Annotated in this window: 18 protein-coding genes, 1 pseudogene and 1 riboswitch; of the genes and pseudogenes, 6 read left to right on the top strand and 13 right to left on the bottom strand. The window is 71.4% G+C overall.

All coding sequences use genetic code 11. The features are described 5' to 3' along the window. Nucleotides 1–384: 384 nt before the first annotated feature. On the bottom strand, nucleotides 385–1,620 hold the full coding sequence (locus ACGFSA_RS22060; RefSeq protein ID WP_393306662.1) for a sensor histidine kinase: 1,236 nt from the start codon (nucleotides 1,618–1,620) through the stop codon (nucleotides 385–387). Between the two features lie 6 nt (nucleotides 1,621–1,626). Next, nucleotides 1,627–2,280, bottom strand: coding sequence for a response regulator transcription factor (locus ACGFSA_RS22055; RefSeq protein ID WP_393306660.1), 654 nt, complete (start codon nucleotides 2,278–2,280; stop codon nucleotides 1,627–1,629). Nucleotides 2,281–2,637: 357 nt separating this feature from the next. Here ACGFSA_RS22055 and ACGFSA_RS22050 point away from each other — a divergent pair, with 357 nt between their 5' ends. Continuing rightward, nucleotides 2,638–2,811, top strand: coding sequence for a hypothetical protein (locus ACGFSA_RS22050; protein WP_393306658.1), 174 nt, complete (start codon nucleotides 2,638–2,640; stop codon nucleotides 2,809–2,811). A gap of 100 nt (nucleotides 2,812–2,911) precedes the next feature. Here the strand turns inward: ACGFSA_RS22050 and ACGFSA_RS22045 are convergent, their stop codons facing one another. Together ACGFSA_RS22045 and ACGFSA_RS22040 are read right to left on the bottom strand one after the other, a co-directional pair. Further along, nucleotides 2,912–3,730 (bottom strand): inositol monophosphatase family protein, encoded by an 819-nt coding sequence (locus ACGFSA_RS22045; RefSeq protein ID WP_393306656.1) that lies wholly within the window; start codon nucleotides 3,728–3,730, stop codon nucleotides 2,912–2,914. A 42-nt stretch (nucleotides 3,731–3,772) separates the two neighbouring features. After that, on the bottom strand, nucleotides 3,773–4,900 hold the full coding sequence (locus tag ACGFSA_RS22040) for a ferrochelatase (protein ID WP_393306654.1): 1,128 nt from the start codon (nucleotides 4,898–4,900) through the stop codon (nucleotides 3,773–3,775). A gap of 179 nt (nucleotides 4,901–5,079) precedes the next feature. Here ACGFSA_RS22040 and ACGFSA_RS22035 point away from each other — a divergent pair, with 179 nt between their 5' ends. Further along, entirely contained in the window at nucleotides 5,080–6,327 is a 1,248-nt protein-coding gene (locus ACGFSA_RS22035) for an MFS transporter (protein WP_393306652.1), read from the top strand. After that, entirely contained in the window at nucleotides 6,284–7,606 is a 1,323-nt protein-coding gene (locus tag ACGFSA_RS22030; RefSeq protein ID WP_393306650.1) for a D-arabinono-1,4-lactone oxidase, read from the top strand. Before ACGFSA_RS22035 ends, ACGFSA_RS22030 begins: the two co-directional genes overlap by 44 nt. A 16-nt stretch (nucleotides 7,607–7,622) precedes the next feature. Here ACGFSA_RS22030 and ACGFSA_RS22025 read toward each other — a convergent pair whose 3' ends face one another. Beyond that, nucleotides 7,623–8,741 carry a hypothetical protein gene (locus ACGFSA_RS22025; RefSeq protein ID WP_393306648.1) on the bottom strand — a complete coding sequence of 373 codons (1,119 nt, stop codon included), beginning with the start codon at nucleotides 8,739–8,741 and terminating at the stop codon, nucleotides 7,623–7,625. 495 nt (nucleotides 8,742–9,236) lie between these two features. Between ACGFSA_RS22025 and sepH the strand changes: the two genes are divergently transcribed. Beyond that, complete coding sequence (gene sepH, locus ACGFSA_RS22020) at nucleotides 9,237–10,292, top strand: septation protein SepH (protein WP_393306646.1); 1,056 nt, start codon at nucleotides 9,237–9,239, stop codon at nucleotides 10,290–10,292. A 100-nt stretch (nucleotides 10,293–10,392) separates the two neighbouring features. On the opposite strand, the gene ACGFSA_RS22015 is transcribed toward sepH, so the two are convergent. Next, entirely contained in the window at nucleotides 10,393–11,220 is an 828-nt protein-coding gene (locus tag ACGFSA_RS22015; RefSeq protein WP_393306644.1) for a sulfurtransferase, read from the bottom strand. Nucleotides 11,221–11,453: 233 nt separating this feature from the next. Here ACGFSA_RS22015 and ACGFSA_RS22010 point away from each other — a divergent pair, with 233 nt between their 5' ends. Beyond that, on the top strand, nucleotides 11,454–12,230 hold the full coding sequence (locus tag ACGFSA_RS22010; protein WP_393306642.1) for a VOC family protein: 777 nt from the start codon (nucleotides 11,454–11,456) through the stop codon (nucleotides 12,228–12,230). A 63-nt stretch (nucleotides 12,231–12,293) separates the two neighbouring features. Here ACGFSA_RS22010 and ACGFSA_RS22005 read toward each other — a convergent pair. The 5 genes and pseudogenes from ACGFSA_RS22005 to ACGFSA_RS21985 all read right to left on the bottom strand — a co-directional run. Beyond that, nucleotides 12,294–12,587: pseudogene (locus ACGFSA_RS22005) on the bottom strand (SRPBCC domain-containing protein); the annotation flags it as partial. Between the two features lie 25 nt (nucleotides 12,588–12,612). Beyond that, complete coding sequence (locus tag ACGFSA_RS22000) at nucleotides 12,613–13,263, bottom strand: thymidine kinase (RefSeq protein WP_393306640.1); 651 nt, start codon at nucleotides 13,261–13,263, stop codon at nucleotides 12,613–12,615. Between the two features lie 53 nt (nucleotides 13,264–13,316). Then, the gene (locus ACGFSA_RS21995) at nucleotides 13,317–14,504 is read right to left on the bottom strand and encodes an alkaline phosphatase family protein (protein ID WP_393306638.1); all 1,188 of its coding nucleotides are present in this window, start codon (nucleotides 14,502–14,504) and stop codon (nucleotides 13,317–13,319) included. Beyond that, nucleotides 14,504–15,100: a DUF5998 family protein gene (locus ACGFSA_RS21990; RefSeq protein WP_037701269.1), complete on the bottom strand. Its 597-nt coding sequence runs from the start codon at nucleotides 15,098–15,100 to the stop codon at nucleotides 14,504–14,506. The genes ACGFSA_RS21995 and ACGFSA_RS21990 overlap by 1 nt, the downstream gene beginning before the upstream one ends. 74 nt (nucleotides 15,101–15,174) lie before the next feature. After that, nucleotides 15,175–18,129 carry a GNAT family N-acetyltransferase gene (locus ACGFSA_RS21985; RefSeq protein ID WP_393306635.1) on the bottom strand — a complete coding sequence of 985 codons (2,955 nt, stop codon included), beginning with the start codon at nucleotides 18,127–18,129 and terminating at the stop codon, nucleotides 15,175–15,177. A 171-nt stretch (nucleotides 18,130–18,300) separates the two neighbouring features. On the opposite strand from ACGFSA_RS21985, the gene ACGFSA_RS21980 reads away from it, so the two are divergent. Beyond that, nucleotides 18,301–18,582, top strand: coding sequence for an HPr family phosphocarrier protein (locus ACGFSA_RS21980; protein WP_393306633.1), 282 nt, complete (start codon nucleotides 18,301–18,303; stop codon nucleotides 18,580–18,582). Nucleotides 18,583–18,764: 182 nt separating this feature from the next. Here the strand turns inward: ACGFSA_RS21980 and ACGFSA_RS21975 are convergent, their stop codons facing one another. Next, nucleotides 18,765–19,559, bottom strand: a complete 795-nt coding sequence (locus ACGFSA_RS21975) for a M23 family metallopeptidase (protein WP_393306631.1) — start codon at nucleotides 19,557–19,559, stop codon at nucleotides 18,765–18,767. A gap of 12 nt (nucleotides 19,560–19,571) precedes the next feature. Continuing rightward, a riboswitch (cyclic di-AMP (ydaO/yuaA leader) is annotated at nucleotides 19,572–19,739 on the bottom strand. 209 nt (nucleotides 19,740–19,948) lie between these two features. Beyond that, nucleotides 19,949–21,331 carry a M16 family metallopeptidase gene (locus ACGFSA_RS21970; protein WP_393306716.1) on the bottom strand — a complete coding sequence of 461 codons (1,383 nt, stop codon included), beginning with the start codon at nucleotides 21,329–21,331 and terminating at the stop codon, nucleotides 19,949–19,951. Nucleotides 21,332–21,351 lie beyond the last annotated feature (20 nt).

The following is a 21,351-nucleotide window of genomic DNA, read 5'->3' as shown; positions in this document are numbered from 1 at the left end:
GTCTGCGGTGTCTCAGCGCTCGTAACGCGTGAGAGGCCGGACTTGTGCCCGACCCGAGGCGGAGATTTTGCCTCACATCAAGGTCTGTTACTCAATCGACACCCGAGCGGACCTCTCTGGAGTGGTCGGCTTGGGTGGCGAAGGGGACCGTACACGGTCCGCATGCCGCGCTTCACGGGCGCCACCCCGTGTACTTCCCGTGATATCGGCCCCCGAAAACCCCGACTATTGCCGGATTTTGGGTAGGGGGCCTGGTCACGGAGCGTGGAGCGCCCGAAATTCGCTCCTGTGATCGATCACACACGGATCCCGTGGGCACGGGTCCCGAAAATTCCGCTCAAAGCGAACGAAGTAATCCCTGCGCGTATCGCTCGACTCAGCCTCTCAGACCGGCAGGGTGACGCGCATCACGAGACCACCACCCTCACGGGGTTCCGCGATGATACGGCCGCCGTGAGCACGCGCCACGGACCGCGCGATGGACAGGCCGAGCCCGACCCCCTTGTCGCTGCCCGTTCGCTCCGTACGGAGCCGTCTGAAGGGCTCGAAGAGGTTGTCGATCTCGTACGCCGGCACCACAGGGCCGGTGTTCGAGACCACCAGCAGCGCCTGGCCGGGCTGCAGCTCGGTGGTGACTTCCACCCAGCCCTGCTCCCGGATGTTGTAGCGCACGGCGTTCTGTACGAGGTTCAGCGCGATCCGCTCCAGCAGGACACCGTTGCCCTGGACGACGGCAGGCACGATCTCCTCACGGATCTCCACGCCCTTCTGCTCGGCCTCGGCCCGGGTCTGGTCGAGCGCGCGCGTGGCGACCTCCGCGAGGTCGACCGGCTTGCGCTCGATGATCTGGTTGTCGCTGCGGGCGAGCAGCAGCAGGCCCTCGACCAGCTGCTCACTGCGCTCGTTGGTGGCCAGCAGGGTCTTGCCGAGCTGCTGGAGCTCCGGCGGAGCCTGTGGGTCGGAGAGGTGGACCTCCAGCAGGGTGCGGTTGATCGCGAGCGGGGTACGCAGCTCGTGCGAGGCGTTCCCGACGAACCGCTGCTGCGCGGTGAAGGCCCGCTCCAGCCGGTCGAGCATGTCGTCGAAGGTGTCGGCGAGCTCCTTGAGCTCGTCGTCGGGACCGTCCAGCTCGATCCGCCGGGACAGGTCCGTCCCGGCCACCCGGCGGGCGGTGCGGGTGATGCGGCCCAGCGGGGAGAGCACCCGGCCCGCCATGGCGTAGCCGAAGGCGAAGGCGATGACGCTCAGACCGACGAGGGCCAGCAGCGAACGGTTCAGGAGGGTGTCGAGCGCCTCCTGGCGCTGATGGTTGACACACGTGTTCATGGCCGCGTTGACGGCAGCCGGTGACGACCCCTCCCCGGAGAGGTTGCACAGATCGCTGGAGACCTGGCCGCTGACGACCTTGAACGGCAGCTCACTGCCCACGTGCAGGGCCTGTGCGGCCAGCATGTAGATGATCGAGAGCAGCAGGATGCCGGCGATCAGGAACATCCCGCCGTACAGAAGCGTGAGCCGTATCCGGATGGTCGGGCGCAGCCAGGGGTACGGGGGCTCCAGCTGTTTGGGGTCCCAGGTGGGTTTCGGGGGCGCTGTCGGGGGCGCCGGGATGGTGGACACCAGGCCTCAGATCCGGTAACCGGAACCGGGCACGGTGACGATGACCGGTGGCTCCCCGAGCTTGCGGCGCAGGGTCATGACCGTCACCCGGACCACATTGGTGAACGGGTCGGTGTTCTCGTCCCAGGCTTTCTCCAGCAGCTGCTCCGCGGAGACGACCGCGCCCTCGCTGCGCATCAGGACCTCCAGCACCGCGAACTCCTTCGGCGCGAGCTGGATCTCCTGCGCGTCGCGGAAGACCTCGCGGCGGTTGGGGTCCAGCTTGATGCCGGCGCGCTCCAGGATGGGCGGCAGCGCGACCGTCGTGCGGCGCCCCAGGGCCCGTACCCGCGCAGTCAGCTCGCTGAAGGCGAACGGCTTCGGCAGGTAGTCGTCGGCGCCGAGCTCCAGGCCCTCCACCCGGTCGCTGACGTCCCCGGAGGCCGTGAGCATGAGCACCCGGGTCGGCATGCCCAGCTCGACGACCCGGCGGCAGACGTCGTCGCCGTGCACCAGGGGGAGGTCCCGGTCCAGCACCACGACGTCGTAGTCGTTGACCTCGATGCGCTCCAGGGCCGCCGCACCGTCGTACACGACGTCGACCGCCATGGCCTCCCGGCGCAGTCCGGTGGCCACCGCATCGGCGAGCAGCTGCTCGTCCTCCACGACGAGTACACGCACGGCGCTGTCCTTCCTTAGAAACTTCAGAACGTTCGAATGAGGCCACGGACCGTGATCGGGCCGGCCCAGCAGCACTGTCTGTGCGGGTCCATCCTGCCTGCAACGCGTATAAACCGGCGGTAAGGCGGCGCGGCGCGACCTGCGGCTTCGGGGAATTCACCGGATTTCCGGGCCAGTTGAGGTTTCTCTGAGCCAGGGCCTGGGGAGGACGAATTCACACCCGCGATCACGCCATGCATGTGGCGCACCACGGCCGCTCCGTCCCCGGAGAGTGCGTGATCACCCGCCCTGCCGCCCCTGGCGGAGGGAAACCCGGGCACACCCCCGTGCCACCGACCCACGATGAGGGGGCGCACCATGGACGCTTTCACCGCAGGTCTACTGCAGCGAATCAAGACCGCCGAGTACGACCTCACCAGGGCCCGCGAGACGGGCGACGACTTCCTCGCGGATGTCGAGCAGGGAGAGCTGGACGACCTGCGCCGCCTCGCCGCCGAGCACGGTGTCGAAGTCGGCGCCACGGCCGTCTGAGCAGTCGGCACAGGCCCCCGGCATCCCCCATGACGCCGGGGCCCTGTGCTGTCGTGAACGCCCGCCACAGCGCGCCCCAGGCGCTTTATGGCCGGGTGCGTCAGTCGTGCCAGGCGCCCAGATCCTCCAGGAGGATCTGCAGGGGCTCGAAGACGCCCGGTGACGCGGCCACGGTCAGGTCGCCGTCGGCGGGCAGTCCGGGCCGGCCGCCGGTGCGGGCGCCGGCCTCCCGGGCGATCAGGTCACCGGCGGCGAGGTCCCAGGGGTGGAGCCCGCGCTCGTAGTAGCCGTCCAGCCGACCCGCGGCGACATCGCAGAGATCGACGGCGGCGGAGCCGCTGCGCCGGATGTCGCGGAGTTTCGGGATCAGCTGCTGGGCGACGTCCGCCTGGTGCGTACGGACGTCGGTGACGTAGTTGAAGCCGGTCGAGACCAGCGCCTGGTCGAGCGGCGGTGCGGGCCGGGTGCGCAGCGCGGTGCCATCGCCGTACGCGCCGCCCTTTGCGTACGCACCGCCGCCGAGGACCGCGTGGTACGTCTCACGGCGCATCGGGGCCTCCACCACGCCCACGACACGCTCGCCGTCCCGTTCCGCTGCGATGGAGACGGCCCAGGTCGGCTGACCGTAGAGGTAGTTCACCGTGCCGTCGAGCGGATCGATGACCCAGCGGATGCCGCTGCTGCCCGCGGAGCTGGCACCCTCCTCGCCGAGGAAGCCGTCCTGGGGGCGGCGCTCGGCGAGGAAGCCGGTGATCAGATTCTCGGCGGCGATGTCCATCTCGGTGACGACGTCGATGGGGCTGGACTTGGTCGCGGCCACCCCGAGATCGGCGGGGCGGCCGTCGCGGAGCAGCGCACCTGCGCGCCGGGCGGCCTCCAGGGCGAGGCCGAGCAGTTCGGACAGGACGGGGTCGGCCACAGAGGGCACAGGGCTCACAGGGGTCACAGAGATACAACGCTCCTAGGCGTAGGGACTGTCGGCGCCCGCCGCGGCGGGCTTGAGGGCACGGGCCGGGCAGCAGCCGACGGGGCAGAGATCGTGGCTCGGACCGAGCGCCCCGAGCGCGCACCGCTCCACCGTGCGCCCCCGCTCGGTGGCGGCGCGCTCCAGGACCAGCTCGCGCACGGCCGCGGCGAACCGCGGGTCCGCACCGGCCGTCGCGGACCGCCGCACCGGCAGACCGAGCTCGGCGGCCTTCGCGGTGGCCTCGGTGTCGAGGTCGTACAGGACCTCCATGTGGTCCGAGACGAAGCCGATGGGGGCCATCACCACAGCGGGCACGCCCGCCCCGTGGAGCGCCTCCAGGTGGTCGCAGATGTCGGGCTCCAGCCAGGGGATGTGCGGGGCGCCGCTGCGCGACTGGTAGACGAGCTGCCAGGGATACGCGACGCCGGTCTCCTCACGCACCGCGTCGACGATCACCCGGGCGACGTCGAGATGCTCGGCGACATACGCGCCGCCGTCGCCGTGCGCCTCCTCGGGGCCGGAGGTGTCGGCGGCGGAGGTGGGGATGGAGTGTGTGGTGAAGGCGAGGTGCGCCCCGGCCCTGTCCTCTTCGGGAAGCTCGGCCAGCGACGTGAGGACACCCTCCACCATGGGCCGGACGAAGCCCGGATGGTTGAAGTAGTGCCGGAGCTTGTCCACGCGCGGCACCGGCAGTCCCTCGGCCTCCAGCACGGCTAGCGACTCGGCGAGGTTCTCGCGGTACTGGCGGCAGCCGGAGTACGAGGCGTAGGCGCTGGTGGCGAGGACGGCGATGCGGCGGTGTCCGTCGGCAACCATCTCGCGCAGGGTGTCGGTGAGGTAGGGCGCCCAGTTGCGGTTGCCCCAGTACACCGGCAGATCGAGTCCGTGGTCCGCGAAGTCCTTGCGCAGGGCGTCCAGCAGGGCCTTGTTCTGGGCGTTGATCGGGCTGACGCCGCCGAACAGGAAGTAGTGCTTCCCGACCTCCTTCAGCCGCTCCTCGGGGATGCCACGGCCGCGGGTCACGTTCGCCAGGAACGGGACCACGTCGTCCGGGCCCTCGGGTCCGCCGAAGGAGAGCAGCAGCAGGGCGTCGTAGGGAGCGGGAGCGCGCAGATCGGACATGGGAACGATCCTCCCACCCGACTGTGACAGCGCTCCAACCGACATCCACCGGCGTGCCCGTGACCCGGCATCCGCCCCGGCGCCGGACGCCGTGCGCCGCCCGTAAGCTGTATCGGCCACCTTCACGCCTGACACGCATCCCTGACACCCCATGTGACCTCGCCGTACCGGAGCCCTCCTTGCCCAGTCCCTACCGCGCGATCTTCGCCGCTCCCGGCACCAAGCGGTTCTCGGCTGCCGGATTCCTCGGCCGGATGCCGTTGTCCATGATGGGCATCGGTGTGGTGACCATGGTTTCCCAGATCACCGGCCGTTACGGTCTCGCGGGCGCGCTCTCCGCGACGCTGGCGATATCGGCGGCTGTGCTGGGACCGCAGGTCTCCCGGCTGGTCGACCGGCACGGGCAGCGCCGCATCCTGCGCCCCGTCACCCTCGTCGCACTGGCGGCGGTGGCCGGGCTGCTGATCTGCGCGCAGCAGCGGCTGCCGGACTGGACCCTCTTCGTGTTCGCAGCCGGCGCCGGCTGCGTGCCCAGCGTGGGGTCGATGATCCGGGCCCGCTGGGCGGAGATCTACCGGGGCTCGCCGCAGCAGTTGCACACGGCGTACTCGTGGGAGTCGATCGTCGACGAGGTGTGCTTCATCTTCGGGCCGATCATCTCGATCGGTCTGTCCACTGCCTGGTTCCCGGAGGCGGGGCCACTGCTGGCCGCCGGGTTCCTGCTGGCCGGCGTCGCCTGGCTGACCGCCCAGCGCGCCACCGAGCCGGTCCCGCATCCGCGCGAGCAGCACACCGACGGCTCGGCACTGCGCTCCCCCGGTCTCCAGGTGCTCGTGGGCACCTTCGTGGCGACCGGCGCGATCTTCGGTGCGGTCGATGTGGTGACGGTGGCCTTCGCCGAGGGCCAGGGGCACAAGGCCGCGGCGAGCCTGGTGCTGGCCGTGTACGCGCTGGGGTCCTGCCTCGCCGGAGCCGTCTTCGGACTGCTCCGTCTCAAGGGGAGGGCGTCCACCAGGTGGCTGGTGGGGGTGTGCGCCATGGCCGTGAGTATGATCCCCCTCCAACTGGCCGGGAGCCTGCCGTTCCTGGCCGTGGCGCTCTTTGTCGCGGGTCTCGCCGTCGCACCGACGATGGTCACCACCATGGCCCTCGTCGAGCAGCACGTACCGCGCACCAAGCTGACCGAGGGCATGACCTGGACCAGTACCGGGCTCGCGGTCGGCGTGGCGCTCGGCTCCTCGGCCGCCGGCTGGGTCGTCGACGCGTCCGGGGCGAAGGCGGGGTACGCGGTGCCCACCGTGGCGGGAGCGCTCGCGGCCGCGGTGGCGTTCCTGGGGTATCGCCGGCTTGCCAAGCCGGTTCCTACGGGAAGGCGCGGGGAAGATGACCGACACCTACGCACGGCCGACGACGAGCGCGTGGCGTAACTGGGCGGGGAATGTAACCGCGCGTCCGGCCCGGGCCGTCTCCCCCGCCTCCGTGGACGAGCTCGCCGAGGCGCTGCGCCGGGCGTCCGAGGACGGCTTGAAGGTGAAGCCGGTCGGCACCGGGCACTCCTTCACCGCGACCGCCGCCACCGACGGCCTGTTGATCCGCCCCGATCTGCTCACCGGCATCCGCGAGATCGACCGCACGGCGATGACGGTGACCGTCGAGGCCGGCACCCCGCTGAAGCGGCTCAACGTCGCGCTCGCCCGGGAGGGCCTGTCGCTGACCAACATGGGCGACATCATGGAGCAGACGGTCGCCGGGGCCACCTCGACCGGCACCCACGGCACCGGCCGCGACTCGGCGTCCCTATCCGCCCAGATCCGCGCCCTCGAACTGGTCACGGCGGACGGCACGGTGCTGACCTGCTCCGAGAAGGAGAACGCCGACATCTTCGCCGTCGCCCGGGTCGGGCTCGGCGCACTCGGTGTCATCACCGCGATCGCGTTCGCCGTGGAGCCGGTCTTCCTGTTGACGGCCCGCGAGGAGCCGATGACCTTCGACAAGGTCACGGCCGGCTTCGACGAACTGGTCGCCGAGAACGAGCACTTCGAGTTCTACTGGTTCCCGCACACCGGCAACTGCAACACCAAGCGCAACAACCGCAGCGCGGGCCCCGCCGCTCCGCCCGGAAAGGTCAGCGGCTGGATCGAGGACGAGCTCCTCTCCAACGGGATCTTCCAGGTGGCCTGTTCTCTCGGCCGGGCGGTCCCCGCCACCATCCCGTCGATCGCCAAGCTCTCCAGCCGTGCCCTGTCGGCCCGTACCTACACCGACATCCCGTACAAGGTCTTCACCAGCCCACGCCGGGTCCGCTTCGTGGAGATGGAGTACGCCCTGCCGCGCGAGGCCGCGACGGAGGCGCTGCGCGAGGTCAGGGCTGTGGTCGACCGCTCGCCGTTGCGGATCAGCTTCCCGGTGGAGGTCCGCACGGCCCCCGCGGACGACATCGCGCTCTCCACGGCCTCGGGCCGGGAGAGCGCGTACATCGCCGTCCATCTGTACAAGGGCACGCCCTATCAGGCGTACTTCACCGCGGTCGAGCGGATCATGACCGCGCACGGCGGCCGCCCGCACTGGGGCAAGGTCAACACACGCGATGCGGAGTACCTGGCCGGGGTGTACCCGCGGTTCGGCGAGTTCACCGCCGTACGCGACCGGCTGGACCCGGACCGGCTCTTCGCCAACGACTATCTGCGCCGGGTCCTGGGCGACTGACCGCCGCGCCGGCCGGTCACCGGCCGGCGCCCGTGCCGGTCGTGGCCGGTGCCTCCTGCCCCGGGGCGACACCCGCGCCGGTGGGGTCCGGGGCGACGCTGCCGGAGTCGCCGGGCGCCGTCGGAGTGGGCGTGGGAGCCGGAGTCGCCGGGCCGCCGCCCGAGGTCGACGATGTGGGCGCGGGCGTCGGCTCGGCCGTGGAGCGGTCGCCCTGGCCGGTGCCCGGACTCGGGCTCTGCCCGCCCTGCGGGTCCGTGCCCGGCGTCCCGCCGCTCTCCTGACCTGGCGTCCGCCCCTGACCCGGGTCCGTGCTGACGGACGGTGCCGGGTCTGCGGGCTCTGAGCCCTGCCCGCCGCGTACGACGGATCCCACGGTCGTTCCGTGACCACCGCTCAGATCGCCGCCGGAGACGAGCTCATACGTGGTGATCCCGGCCATGGACACGGCGAAGACCGCGGCGGCCCCGACGGCCGACCGCTTCCAGCCGCGGATGCGGGTTCCGTGGATGGTCGACGCGGAGAACTCCTCGTCCGGGGCGGGGCCGTGCGGCACCGGCCGCCGGGCCCCGTCCTTGGGACGGGGCCCGAACAGCCGGGTCGCATCCGTGTCGGGAGACGTGAGCAGCTGGGTCCTGTCCGTGCCGAGGGGCCGCAGCGGCCGGGTCTCGTGATCGGCGAGCGGCTTCAGCAGCTGCGTACGGTCCGGGTCGGCCGCGGCCGTGCGCAGCACCGCTGTCGCGTCCGCGGATCCGTCGGGCGGCCGGTGAGCACCCCACGTCTCGCGCTCCGCCACGTCGCGTGCCGCGCGTACCTCCTGCGGATCCGACGCTCCGTACGCGTCCCGCACCTCACGCGTCCCGCTCGCCCCGCGGGTCTCCCTGCCCGTGAGCTTCGCGTGGACCGTGACCTCGCGGATCTGCTCGCCCGTGCGACGGAAGAAGTGCTGGAAGACCGAGCCGCCGCAGGTGGCGACGATGCTCATCACTCCGGCGCCGAGAATCGTTCCGTACACACCCAGTTGCGAGGCCGCCACTGCCGCCGCGACCGCTGCCACCGCACTGCCGGCAACCTGCGGCAGGCTCAGATCGATACGCCTTTCTCTGGGTTCTGTGTCACTTTCCGGCTTCTGCACCATTTCCAGCCCTTGATTGACATCTCTCCCACCATGCAACAGGAAGGGACAATTGGGCGAAGTGAATAGTTCCACTTCCGGTGATTCTGTGAAGCAGGACACGCGTCATGGGCATTTCGCGTCCAGTTGGGTAGTTGGACTCCCGCACCCGCCGAGAACTTCGGCGGCGCGCCGGTCCACCCACATGGCCCGAATGGAGTACTGTGGCGAGCCCTGGGGCCGGACTCCCACGTGGGGTCCGGGACCTTCGGGACGGGGCCGAAGGAGGCACTCGATCCGGCGGCGCCACGGCATCACACGGGGGCCAGCTACGCGGGGTGACAATTGGTCACTCAGCGTTGCGCAAAGGTCACCGTGTCATACCGGCGATCCAGGGCTCACACCCGACACGCCGGGCAACACGGCAATGTTGTGGCAGGCTGCACCCGGGCAGGCCACACTCGACTAGCGGAAGCAGCGACGCACGTGACGTCGGCAGGCACCACCCGGGAGGTCCCCATGCCCGAACTGCGTGTCGTGGCCGTCTCCAACGACGGCACACGACTGGTGCTCAAGGCTGCGGACAGCACGGAGTACACGCTTCCGATCGACGAGCGGCTGCGCGCTGCCGTGCGCAACGACCGCGCGCGGCTCGGCCAGATCGAGATCGAGGTGGAGAGCCACCTCCGCCCCCGCGACATCCAGGCCCGGATACGAGCCGGTGCCTCTGCGGAGGAGGTCGCTCAGTTCGCCGGAATTCCGGTCGACCGTGTCCGCCGCTTCGAGGGCCCCGTGCTCGCGGAGCGCGCCTTCATGGCCGAGCGGGCCCGGAAGACTCCCGTGCGCCGTCCCGGCGAGAACACCGGCCCCCAGCTCGGCGAGGCGGTGCAGGAGCGACTCCTGCTGCGCGGCGCCGACAAGGAAACCGTCCAGTGGGACTCCTGGCGTCGCGACGACGGCACCTGGGAGGTCCTGCTGGTGTACCGGGTCGCGGGCGAGCCGCACTCGGCGAGCTGGACGTACGACGCGCCGCGACGCCTGGTCCAGGCCGTGGACGACGAGGCGCGTTCGCTGATCGGCGAGACCGACGATGTCGCCGCGCCCGAGCCGAGCTTCCCGTTCGTGCCCCGGATCGCCCGGCTGCCGCGCGACCGGCCGCTGGACCGTGCGCTCGACCGTCAGATGGAACGGCCCGCTCCGCCGCCTCCGCCCGAGCCCGAGGAGCACAACGTCGGAGTCTCGGCCGGTGAGCGCGACTCGCTGACCAGTCTGCTGGAGGCCGTGCCGAGCTTCCGTGGCGACATGGTGGTGCCGGAGCGGCCCGAACCGCCGACGACCGAGCCCGCCGCTCAGGGGTCGGAGGCCGACGAGCCGCCGGCCGCGGCAGCCTCCGCGGGCGCCGGTTCCGCTTATGCGGATGTGCTGATGCCGCGCGCGGTGGCCGGTCACCGCGATCGGTTGACCGGGACGACCGACCGCCAGGCGGAGGCGGACGGTGTCCGTCCGGGCCGCCGGGCCGCGGTGCCGAGCTGGGACGAGATCGTCTTCGGCACCCGCCGCAAGAAGCAGGACTGACCCGGGTGACCGTGGCATGACGAGGGCCCGTACGCCGCTGCGTACGGGTCCTCGTGCGGCCTGCCTCCGGAACCGGTCACCGCAGTTCCGGATGGCGCCGCTACTGGGGGTCGGGGCCCGTGGCCACCGGCCGGGACTCGTCGGCGGACCACTCGGACCAGGAGCCCGCGTACAGCGCGGCGGGGATTCCCGCGACGGCCAGGGCCAGCACCTCGTGCGCACCGGAGACCCCGGAGCCGCAGTAGACGCCGACCTCCGGTGCCCCGTCCGTACCGAGTTCCTTGAAGCGGGCGGCCAGCGCCTCCGCGGGCAGGAACAGTCCGTCACCACCCGTGTTCTCGGACGTCGGGGCGGAGACCGCGCCGGGGATGTGGCCGCCGACCCGGTCGATCGGCTCCACGTCGCCGCGGTAGCGCTCCGCGGCCCGCGCGTCGAGCAGCAGTCCGGAGCGGGCCAGCGCCGCCGCGCCTTCCGCGTCCAGCAGGGGCAGCGCACCCGGTTCGGGCCTGAAGTCGCCCTCGGCCGGGGTGGGCGACTCGGTGGAGAGCTCGCCGCCCCAGGCGGCGAGACCGCCGTCCAGCACGCGGACGTCCGGGTGGCCCGTCCAGCGCAGCAGCCACCAGGCGCGTGCCGCGGCCCAGCCCTGACCGCCGTCGTACACCACGACCGGAATGTCGCGGGAGACCCCGGCGCGGCGCATCACGGCGCCGAATTCCTCGGGGTCGGGCAGTGGATGACGGCCGCCGCTGCCTGCCGGACCGGCGAGTTCCGCGTCCAGATCGACAAAGACCGCACCGGGGATGTGCCCGGCCTCGTAGTCGGGACGGCCGTGCGGTCCACCGAGCTGCCAACGCACGTCCAGGAGCACCGGCGGACGTGGCCCCGCCGACTCGCTCGCACATTCGAATGCGGAGATGATGGGCTTCATGGGTGCCATCCTCGCGCAGAAGCCTGCACACCGGTAACAGCGCTACAACGGATATATCGCATCAAAACGGACTTCCTCTGTCGAGATCCGGGAACATGCGGCGCGGCCGGGGCGCATCGCGCGCCGGGTGGTGCAAGCATCTGCACGGGGCGCACACATCCCGCACCGCCGGTCGGCGCGTCGGCCCCGTTCCCCCCGTACGGCCACCACGATGGTCCGAGGAGAGAGTGACGATGACCGAGGCTGCCGTTCGGCGCACACCCGGAACACCTTGCTGGGTGAGTCTGATCGTGCACGGCCTGTCCACGACCCAGAAGTTCTACGCCGAGCTGTTCGGCTGGGAGTTCGGGCCCGGCCCGCAGCAACTGGGCCCGTACGTGCGGGCGCTGATCGACGGGAAGGAGGTCGCGGGCATCGGGCAGCTGCCGCCGGAGCGGCACCTGCCGGTCGCCTGGACGACCTATCTGGCCACCGACAACGCCGACGTCACGGCGGAGACCATCCGCTCCTGCGGCGGCACCGTCGCCGTGGGACCGCTGGACGCCGGTGAGGCCGGCCGGCTCGCCATCGCCTCCGACCCGAACGGCGCGGTCTTCGGGATCTGGCAGGCCGCCGCGCATCTCGGTACGGCGCTGGCGCGGGTTCCCGGCACCCCGGTCTGGAACGAGCTGGTGACCCGCGAGACCTCGACCGTCGCCAAGTTCTACCAGACGGTCTTCGGCTACGACGCAGAGGCGGTGGTCTCGGCCGACTTCGACTACCAGACCCTGCACCTGAACGGCCGCCCGGTGGCCTCGCTGCACGGCGTCGGCCGTGCCCTCCCGCGCGACCGGGGCCCGCACTGGATGACGTACTTCGAGGTCACCGACACCGACGAGGCGGCCGCACGGGTGGTGGATCTCGGCGGGCATGTGCTGCAACCCCCGCGGGACGGGTCGCGCGGGCGCGTGGCGACGGTCTCGGACCCGGAGGGCGCCGCCTTCACGATCGTACGGTCCGAGGAACAGTGATCCCTCACGCCGTGGGCGGCCGCGTCCGCCGCGTCCCCTGAGCCCCTTCCGTTCGCGGGCCCGCTACCGGTCCCCACCGGCGAGCGCCGGTTCGATGCGCAGCAGGACGTCCGGCCACCCGTCGGCCATGCCGTGGAACGCCGCTTCGCCCAGGGGCGAGTCGACATCGAACCCGGCATGTTCCGGAAACAGCCGGGTGCCCGTCCCCTCGGGGTGAAGCCGCCAGGTGACGGTGGTGCCCAGCGAGCCAGGGGCAAAGGTATAGCGCAGAGGACGCTCAGGCTCGACAGCGAGTACCTCGCACGCCAGCCGGCCCCAGGGACCCATGTCCAGGGTGAAGCGGTGCCCCACAGCAGGCCGGCTCCGCGGGTCCGGGGGCGGCTCAGCCGGACGTCACCGGAAGGACGTCCGGCGACAGCGCACCCGCGCGGGCCGTCGCGCTGGTCATCCTGCGCTGGTGGTGGCGCCTGCACAGCACCTCGTAACCGACCTCGTCCGCCTGCTGGTTGACGTCCCCCACCACGACCTGGGCACCTTCGACGACCATCTCGCCGCCCACCGTGCGGGCGTTGTGCGTCGCCCGTGCACCGCACCAGCAGAGCGCTTCGACCTGAAGGGTCTCGACCCGGTCGGCCAGTTCCATGAGGCGCTGAGACCCGGGGAACAGCTTCGTCCGGAAATCGGTGGTGATACCGAACGCGAAGACGTCCAGGCCGAGGTCGTCGACGATCCGGGCGAGCTGGTCGATCTGTACAGGAGCGAGGAACTGTGCCTCGTCCACGATCACGTAGTCCGCCCGGCCGCCACGCGTGACGTGGTCGACGAGATGAGCGTACACATCCATGCCCTCCTCGGCCTCGACGGCCTCCGTGACGAGCCCCAGCCGCGAGGAGAGCTTGCCCTCGCCCGCCCGGTCGTCACGGGTGAAGATGACGCCCTGCAGCCCGCGGGCCGACCGGTTGTGGCCGATCTGCAGCGCCAGCGTGCTCTTTCCGCAGTCCATCGTTCCGGAGAAGAACACAAGCTCGGGCATGAGGGGGTGAACACCTTTCGGTTCAGCAAGGGCCGGAGAGGGAGAAAAACGGGTTACGAGCGTACTTCGAGGAGCGGGACGAGCTGCTCGACGGGGGTCATTGAGCCGTGCATGCCCACCATCGCCGATTCGTGCGGCTCCTGGACGGACGCGGTGACCACCACGTCGTCGCGGGCGGCCGCCACCACGTCACCGACCCTGCCGTACACCCGCTCGTCGACCTTCGGACCGAACCAGCCGGCCGCGATCGCCTCGTCCCGGCTCGCCACCCAGAACTGCTCGCCGAGCACTTCCTGCCAGACAGTCAGCACATCGGCCTCGGCGCCGGGGACGGCGTACACATGGCGGGCCCGGCCCTCGCCGCCGAGCAGGGCGACGCCCGCGCGCAGCTCCCAGTCCTCGTCGAAGTCGATCCGGGACTGTTCGCCGAACGGGATGTCGATCATGCCGTGGTCGGCGGTGATGTACAGCGCCGAGCGGGGCGGGAGCTGCTCGGCGAGGCGCTGCACGAGACCGTCCACGTACATCAGCTGGCCGCGCCAGGCGTCGGAGTCGACGCCGAAGCGGTGCCCCTTGCCGTCGACCTCGCTGTAGTACGTGTAGACGAGCGACCGGTCACCGGCGGCGAGCCGGTCCGCGGCCAGGTCCATCCGGTCCTCGCCGGAGAGCCTGCCGTGGAACGTGCCGCCGCTCAGTGCGACCTCGGTGAGCGGGGTGTGCTGGAAGGTCGGGGCGGAGACCTGCGCGGTCGCCACACCGGCCTCGTCGGCGAGCCGGAAGACAGTGGGGTACGGCTGCCAGACCGCCGGCGAGGTCCAGGGCTTCCAGCGGAGCTGGTTCATCAGCTCGCCGGTCTCCGGATTACGAGCGGTGTAGCCGGGCAGGCCGTGTGCGCCGGGCGGCAGCCCCGTACCGACCGAGGCGAGCGAGGTCGCGGTGGTGGCCGGGAAGCCCGCCGTGATGGGACGGCCCGTGCCCCCGCGAGAGGTGGGGAGCAGCGAGTGCAGATACGGCGCCTCGTCCGGATGGGCCTTGATCTGCTCCCAGCCGAGTCCGTCGATCAGGAAGACGCAGTTCCGGTCGGCGGGGGTGAGCTCCGGTATCGCCGCCGTGAAGCCGGGCACGCCCTGTCCGGCGACGAGCGTCGGCAGCAGATCGGCGAGCGAACCGCTGCCGTACGCGGGGACGGGAGCGGTGTCGAGAGGGAGCAGAACGGGGTCCTGCCAGGCAGGCTGGGCCATCAGCGGCCGGTAGCCGCGGTCGCGGCCGTCGCCTCGGAGAGGGACTGGGCGAAGGCAAGGGTCTGCCGCACCGTGTCCGGGCCGTCACCGGCCTCGCTGACGCGCAGGCTCAGGTCGTCGGCGGTGGAGCTGCCGGTGTAGCCGTGGTCCGCCTCGCAGTTGGGGTCGCCGCAGGCGGCGGGCTCCAGGTCGATGCGGGAGACCGCGCCCCAGCCGATGGTTAGGACGACCTCGCGGGGCAGTGTTCCCGGGACGTACTTCTCCGGGTCGGCCACGACGCGACTGACCACCACCGACGAGATCCGGTCCAGCTTGACGGACTCGGTGGAGGTGGTGGCGTACGGCGACGGGGAACTGGTGTCCGCGTTCTGCTCGTCGGTGTGGCTGACGATGAAACGGTTGTCCGTCAGGACCAGGACCGTGACGTGCCTGCGCACCTCGTTGGAGTCGAAGGTCGTCTCCTGGTGCACCAGGTACGAAGCGACCGGCTCACCCCCGACGGCGGCCTCCACCGCCTCGGCCACAAGGGCCGGGTAGTAGCCGCTGCGCTCGATCGCCGCGCGCAGCCCCTGGGTCGTCGTACCGGTCTTCGCCATACGGACCATCCTACGGGGGGTGGATGCCTGCCGGGGACGCTGTGGACAGGGCCTGCGGCAGATCGTCCGTGGATTCAGTAGTTGGGCAGGCGACGGGGGCCGAGGTCGGTACGGGCCGGTGGCGGCGACAGCCGGACGGTCGCGCCGAGGACGGTCAGCCCCTGCGTGGCGACCACGACCGGTTCCAGTGCGACGGAGACCACCTCGGGGTGATCGTCGACGAGCCGGGACACCCTCAGCAGCAGTTCCTCGAGCGCCGCGGTGTCGACGGGCGCCGAGCCCCGCCAGCCGAAGAGGACCGGGGCCGCGCGGATGGACCGGATCAGTTCGGCGGCGTCGCGGTCGGTGGCCGGCACGAGGCGGTGGGCGGTGTCCCCGAGGAGTTCGGAGGGCGCGCCCGCGAGACCGAAGGAGAGGACGGCGCCCGCCGCCGGGTCGATCGTGGCCCGCACGACGGTGTCCACCCCGCGCGGTGCCATGGACTGGACGACCGGCTGCAGCTCGGTTGACTTGCCGAGCAGGTCGGTCAGCTCGCCGTACGCCCGGCGCAGCGCGGTCTCGTTGGCGAGGTCGAGCCGGACGCCGCCGAGGTCGGCGCGGTGGCGCAGATGAGGTGCGGTGGTCTTGAGCGCCACCGGATAGCCGAGCCGGGCAGCCGCGGCGACGGCGGCGTCCGGGTCGGGGGCGGGGAGCGTCGGCCGTACGGAGATGCCGTAGCGGCCCAGGAGTTCGCGCGCCTCGTCGTGGCTGAGCTGACGGCCCCGGGGATCGGGGTCGGGCCCGAGGAGGGCGTCGATACGGTCGGCGGCGCCTGCCGCGTCGATGGTGTCCTCGAGGAACTCGGGCACCTTGCCGGGCACCGCGGCCTGCCGTCGCCACTGCGCATACTTCACCGCCTCGGCGAGGGCACGGACGGCACGCTCGGCGGCGGGGTAGGCGGGGATCCGGCCGGTGGAGGGAGCAGACGGCGTGGGAGCACCGGGGCCGGGGGCGTTCGGCTGGGCCGGGGGATCCGGCGGGGCTGAGGTGGCTGGGGTGCCGGTGGTGCTCGGCGTGGCTGAAGTGCCTGTGGGGCTCGTGACGCGCGGGGTGCCCTTGCCGTCCGCCGCGGCCGAAGCACCCGGGGCAGCCGTCGCGGCCATCCGCGGCGCAGCGACCGTGCTGCTGGCGGCCGCGAGCGCCTCCGCCAGGCCGCCGATCTCCACGTGGACCACGGCCACCGGCTTGGCCGGCCCCGTGGCCGCCGCCGCGCGCAGCGCGGCGGCCAGGACCTCGCCGTCACCCGTTTCCGCCTGGCCGTTCTCGCCGACCCACGGGATCGCCGTCACGATCACCGCGTCGCAGCTCCGGTCGGCGAGTGCCTCCGCCAGCGCATCCCGGAAGTCCTGCGGGGTGGCCGCGGTGGTGAGGTCGCGGGGCGGGCGCGGGCGCAGCCCCTCGGCCAGGCAGGCGTCGTACGTGAGGAGGCCCAGGGACTCGGAGTTGCCGAGGATCGCGACCCGGGGTCCCGCCGGGAGGGGCTGGTCGGCGAGGAGCAGGCCCGCGTCGACCATCTCCGTCACCGTGTCGACGCGGATCACGCCCGCCTGCCGCATGAGCGCGGAGACCGTCGCGTCCGGGATCCGGCTGATCGGCACCGCATGACCGGGCGGGGTGCTGCCGCTGTGCCGGGCCCCCTTCACCACGACGACCGGCTTCACCGCTGCGGTGCGCCGCGCGAGGCGGGTGAACTTCCGCGGATTGCCGAGGGATTCGAGATAGAGCAGGGCGACGTCGGTGTTCGGGTCCTCGTACCAGTACTGGAGGAAGTCGTTGCCCGAGATGTCGGCGCGGTTGCCCGCGGAGATGAACGTCGACAGACCCGCGCCGCGCCGGTAGAGCCCGGAGAGCAGGGCGATGCCGATCGCGCCCGACTGTGTGAACAGACCGATGCGCCCCGGGGCGGGCGGCTCGGGGGCGAGGGAGGCGTTCAGCCGTACGCCATCCGCGTTGTTGATGATCCCGAAGGCGTTCGGGCCGATGATGCGCATGCCGTACGAGCGGGCCTGGCGGACCAGTTCGCGCTGCCTTTCCCTGCCTTCGGCACCCCATTCGGCATATCCGGCGGAGAGGACCACGAGGCCCTGGACGCCGTGTTCGCCGCAGTCGGCGACGGCCTCCGGGACCCGGTCCGCCGGCACGGCGACGACCGCGAGGTCCACCGGTTCACCGATCTCGCCAATGGAACGGTGCGCGGGGACTCCGTCAATCGTTCCCTGAGCGGCGGCGAACGAGCTGTTCACGGCGTACGTACCGCCGGTGAAACCCGCACCGAGGAGGTTGCGCAGAACCGTGCGGCCCACCCCGCCGGGGTTACGCCCGGTGCCGATGACGGCGACGGACCCCGGTGCGAGCAGTCGCTGCACCGACCGCGCCTCCGCCCGCTGCTCGCGGGCGCGCTGGACGGCGAGGGACTCGGCGGTCGGTTCGAGGTCGAGGGTGAGATGGACGGCGCCGTCCTCGAAGCTGCGCTGCTGGGTGTACCCGGCGTCACGGAACACCTTGATCATCTTGTTGTTGGCGGGCAGCACCTCGGCGGCGAAGCGCCGGATGCCGCGCTCACGCGCCACTGCGGCGATGTGTTCGAGGAGCGCCGATGCCACGCCGCGGCCCTGGTGCGCGTCCTGGACGAGGAAAGCGACCTCGGCCTCGTCGGTAGGGGCGGAGGCCGGCCGGCCGTTCGCGTCGATCCGGTCGTAGCGGACGGTGGCGATGAACTCGCCGCCGACCGTGGCGGCGAGCCCCACCCGGTCGACGTAGTCGTGATGGGTGAAGCGGTGGACGTCCTTGGCGGACAGACGGGGGTAAGGAGCGAAGAACCGGTAGTACTTCGACTCGTCGGAGACCTGCTCGTAGAAGCTGACCAGGCGCTCGGCATCGTCCGTGGTGATGGGCCTGATGCGGGCCGTACCGCCGTCGCGGAGCACCACATCCGCTTCCCAGTGGTCGGGGTACGCGTGGTGCGGACTCTGCTCCGGCGTGGGCTGCATGGACAAAGCCTACGGCGCGGTCAGCGGTCGCGTAGGGCCCGGGGCCGGGGCAGTCTGAGAGCTCCGATCGGCCGTGCGGCACGGGCTGAGGCCGGGTTGCGGGTCGGCGGGAGGCAGCGCACCGAGTGAGAGACTGGTCTAGACAACCATTGATTCGTGAAGGGCAGAACCATGGCTGAGCGCCGCGTCAATGTCGGTTGGGCCGAAGGCCTGCACGCCCGCCCCGCTTCCATCTTCGTCCGTGCCGCCACGGCGTCCGGCATCCCCGTGACGATCGCCAAGTCCGACGGCCCCCCGGTGAACGCCGCCTCCATGCTCGCGGTGCTCGGTCTCGGCGCGCACGGCGGCGAGGAGATCGTGCTCGCCTCCGAGGCGGACGACGCGGAAGCCGCGCTCGACCGTCTGGCGAAGCTGGTCACCGAGGGGCTCGAGGAGCTCCCGGAGACCGTCTGATTCCAGGGTTCCGATCAGGGGGAAGCCTTCCCGCCAATGCGACTGCATTTCCGACGCCGGGCCGAAAACCATGAATATCTTTGGGCCCGGGGACGGTTCCGTGGGACGGATCGGCAGGAACGGACACGTCGAAGGCCCCGGCGGAAGCCGGGGCCTTCGACGTGTTGCGGATGGGACGTCGGTCAGACGTTCACGCCATGGGCGCGCAGGTACGCCACGGGGTCCATGTCGGAGCCGTACGAAGGCGTGGTGCGGGCCTCGAAGTGGAGGTGCGGTCCGGTGGAGTTGCCGGTCGAGCCGGAGAGGCCGATCTGCTGGCCCATGCCGACGCTCTGGCCGACAAAGACACCGATCGAGGAGAGGTGGCCGTACTGGGTGTACGTGCCGTCCGTCATCCGCAGCACGATGTTGTTGCCATAGGCACCGCCCCAGCCCGCCTCGACGACCGTGCCGGCGCCGACGGCGACGACGGAGGTGCCGGAGGCGGCGTGGAAGTCGATGCCCGAGTGGCGGCCGGAAGACCAGAGGGACCCGCTCGACTTGTAGCCGGTGGTGACGTACGAACCGGCGACCGGGAGCTGGAAGGAGCCCAGGCGGGTGCGCTCGGCGGAACGGGCGGCGCGGGCCTTCGCATCACGGGCCGCCTTGGCGCGGGCCTCGGCCTTGGCCTTCGCCGCCGCCTCGGTCTCCGCTTCGGCCTTGGCCGCCTCGGCAGCCTTCGCGGCGACGTCGGCCTGGCGCTTCTGCACCTCGGCCTGGGTGGCCACCTGGTCGGCGAGGGCATCCTCGATGGCGATGACCTGGGTCAGACCGGTTTCGTTGCCGGAGGGGGCCTCGGCATCCGTGGCGAGGGCCGGAGAGGCCAGCCCGCCGATGACGCCGGTGGTCGCCAGCGTCGCGACTCCGGTGACGCGTGCGCTCCTGCGCTTCAGGCGGCTAGGGGCACGGTGCTTCCCGGTGGGGCGGGTGAACGCCATGAAGTAGCTGGTCCTTTCCTTCCTTCTCGCCTACCGGGTTAGCTGACGGGTTCGGAGCAGGAAGGTCTCCTACGGATCCCCGGCCTCACAGGAGGTCGCGGCATCCGATTCACCCCAGGGACTGTGTGGGTCCCCGGCTCCCCAGGCTCGCGCCTGACGGGGATTCGACGATCACTGCCCGGCGCCACGGATTGCGGCATACGAGTGACGGACAGTGGAGCCGACGCTAGGCGGGGGCACTTTCATTCACCAAACGGACAGGGCGCTTTGTAGCGCATCCCACAGGGCAAGCAAGAAGCTTTCGCCTCGAATCGGGCAAAAGGGAAGACCCTGGCGAGAAGCGGCTCACCAGGGTCCCCCTTTGCCCCTCTTGGCGGGGCTTTGGCGCATCAGCCGGTGACGACCGAAACCTCACCGATGCCCAACGCCCTGACCGGCCCCTCGATCTGCGCGGCGTCGCCGACGAGAATCGTGACCAGCCGGTCCACGGGGAAGGCGTTGACCACGGCTGCGGTCGCCTCGACCGTGCCGGTCTCGGCCAGACGGGCGTACAACTGCGCCTGGTAGTCGTCCGGGAGATGCTGCTCGACCTGGTCGGCGAGCGTGCCGGCGACGGAGGCAGCCGTCTCGAACTTCAACGGGGCGACACCCACGAGGTTCTGCACAGCGGTCTCGCGCTCGGCGTCGGTCAGTCCCTCGGCCACCAGGGTCCGCAGGACCTTCCACAGGTCGTCGAGCGCCGGTCCGGTGGACTCCGTGTCCACCGAGCCGCTGATCGCCAGCATCGCCGCGCCGGTCGCCCCGGAGGCGGAGTCCGGAGCCGTCGAGCGCAGGACCTGCCCGAAGGCCCGCACGCCGTAGGTGTAGCCCTTCTCCTCGCGCAGCACCCGGTCCAGCCGGGAGGTGAGCGTGCCGCCCAGGCAGTAGGTGCCGAGGACCTGGGCCGGCCACACGCTGTCGTGCCGGTCGGCGCCGATGCGGCCGATCAGCAGCTGCGTCTGCACGGCGCCCGGACGGTCGACGATCACCACGCGGCCGGTGTCGTCGGCGGTGATCGGCGGGACCGGACGGGGCTCCACCGTGTTCCCGGTCCAGTCGCCGATGGTGTCGGCGAGCAGGGCGTCCAGGTCGATACCGGTGAGGTCGCCGACGACGACGACGGTCGCGGTGGACGGCCGGACATGGGCCTCGTAGAAGGCGCGCACGGCCGCGGAGTCGATCCGCTCCACCGTCTCCTCGGTGCCCTGGCGCGGGCGTGACATCCGCGACGTGGCCGGGAAGAGCTCCTTGGAGAGCTGCTTGGCGGCACGCCGGGCCGGGTTGGCCTGCTCGTGCGGAATCTCGTCGAGCCGGTTGTTCACCAGTCGCTCGATCTCGCTGTCGGCGAACGCGGGCGCCCGCAGCGCCTCGGCGACCAGCCCGAGCGCCTTGGCCAGCCGGGAGGCCGGAACCTCCAGGGAGACCCGCATGCCGGGATGGTCGGCGTGCGCGTCGAGGGTGGCTCCGCAACGCTCCAGCTCGGCGGCGAACTCCTCGGCGGAGTGCTTGTCGGTGCCCTCGGAAAGGGCCCGCGCCATGATCGTGGCCACGCCGTCGAGGCCCTCGGGCTCGGCGTCCAGCGGGGCGTCGAGGAAGATCTCGACCGCGACGACCTGCTGGCCGGGACGGTGGCAGCGCAGCACCGTCAGCCCATTGGGCAGGGCGCCGCGCTCGGGTGCGGGAAAGGCCCAGGGCCTGGCCGTACCGGGGGTCGGCTGCGGGTGGTACTCCATCGATACTCCAGTCGCGGCAG

The organism is Streptomyces sp. NPDC048496 (assembly GCF_043200055.1).
Lineage (GTDB): Bacteria > Actinomycetota > Actinomycetes > Streptomycetales > Streptomycetaceae > Streptomyces.
The sequence above is the reverse complement of the archived record's forward strand: the minus strand, read 5'-3'. Positions and strand labels throughout refer to the sequence as shown.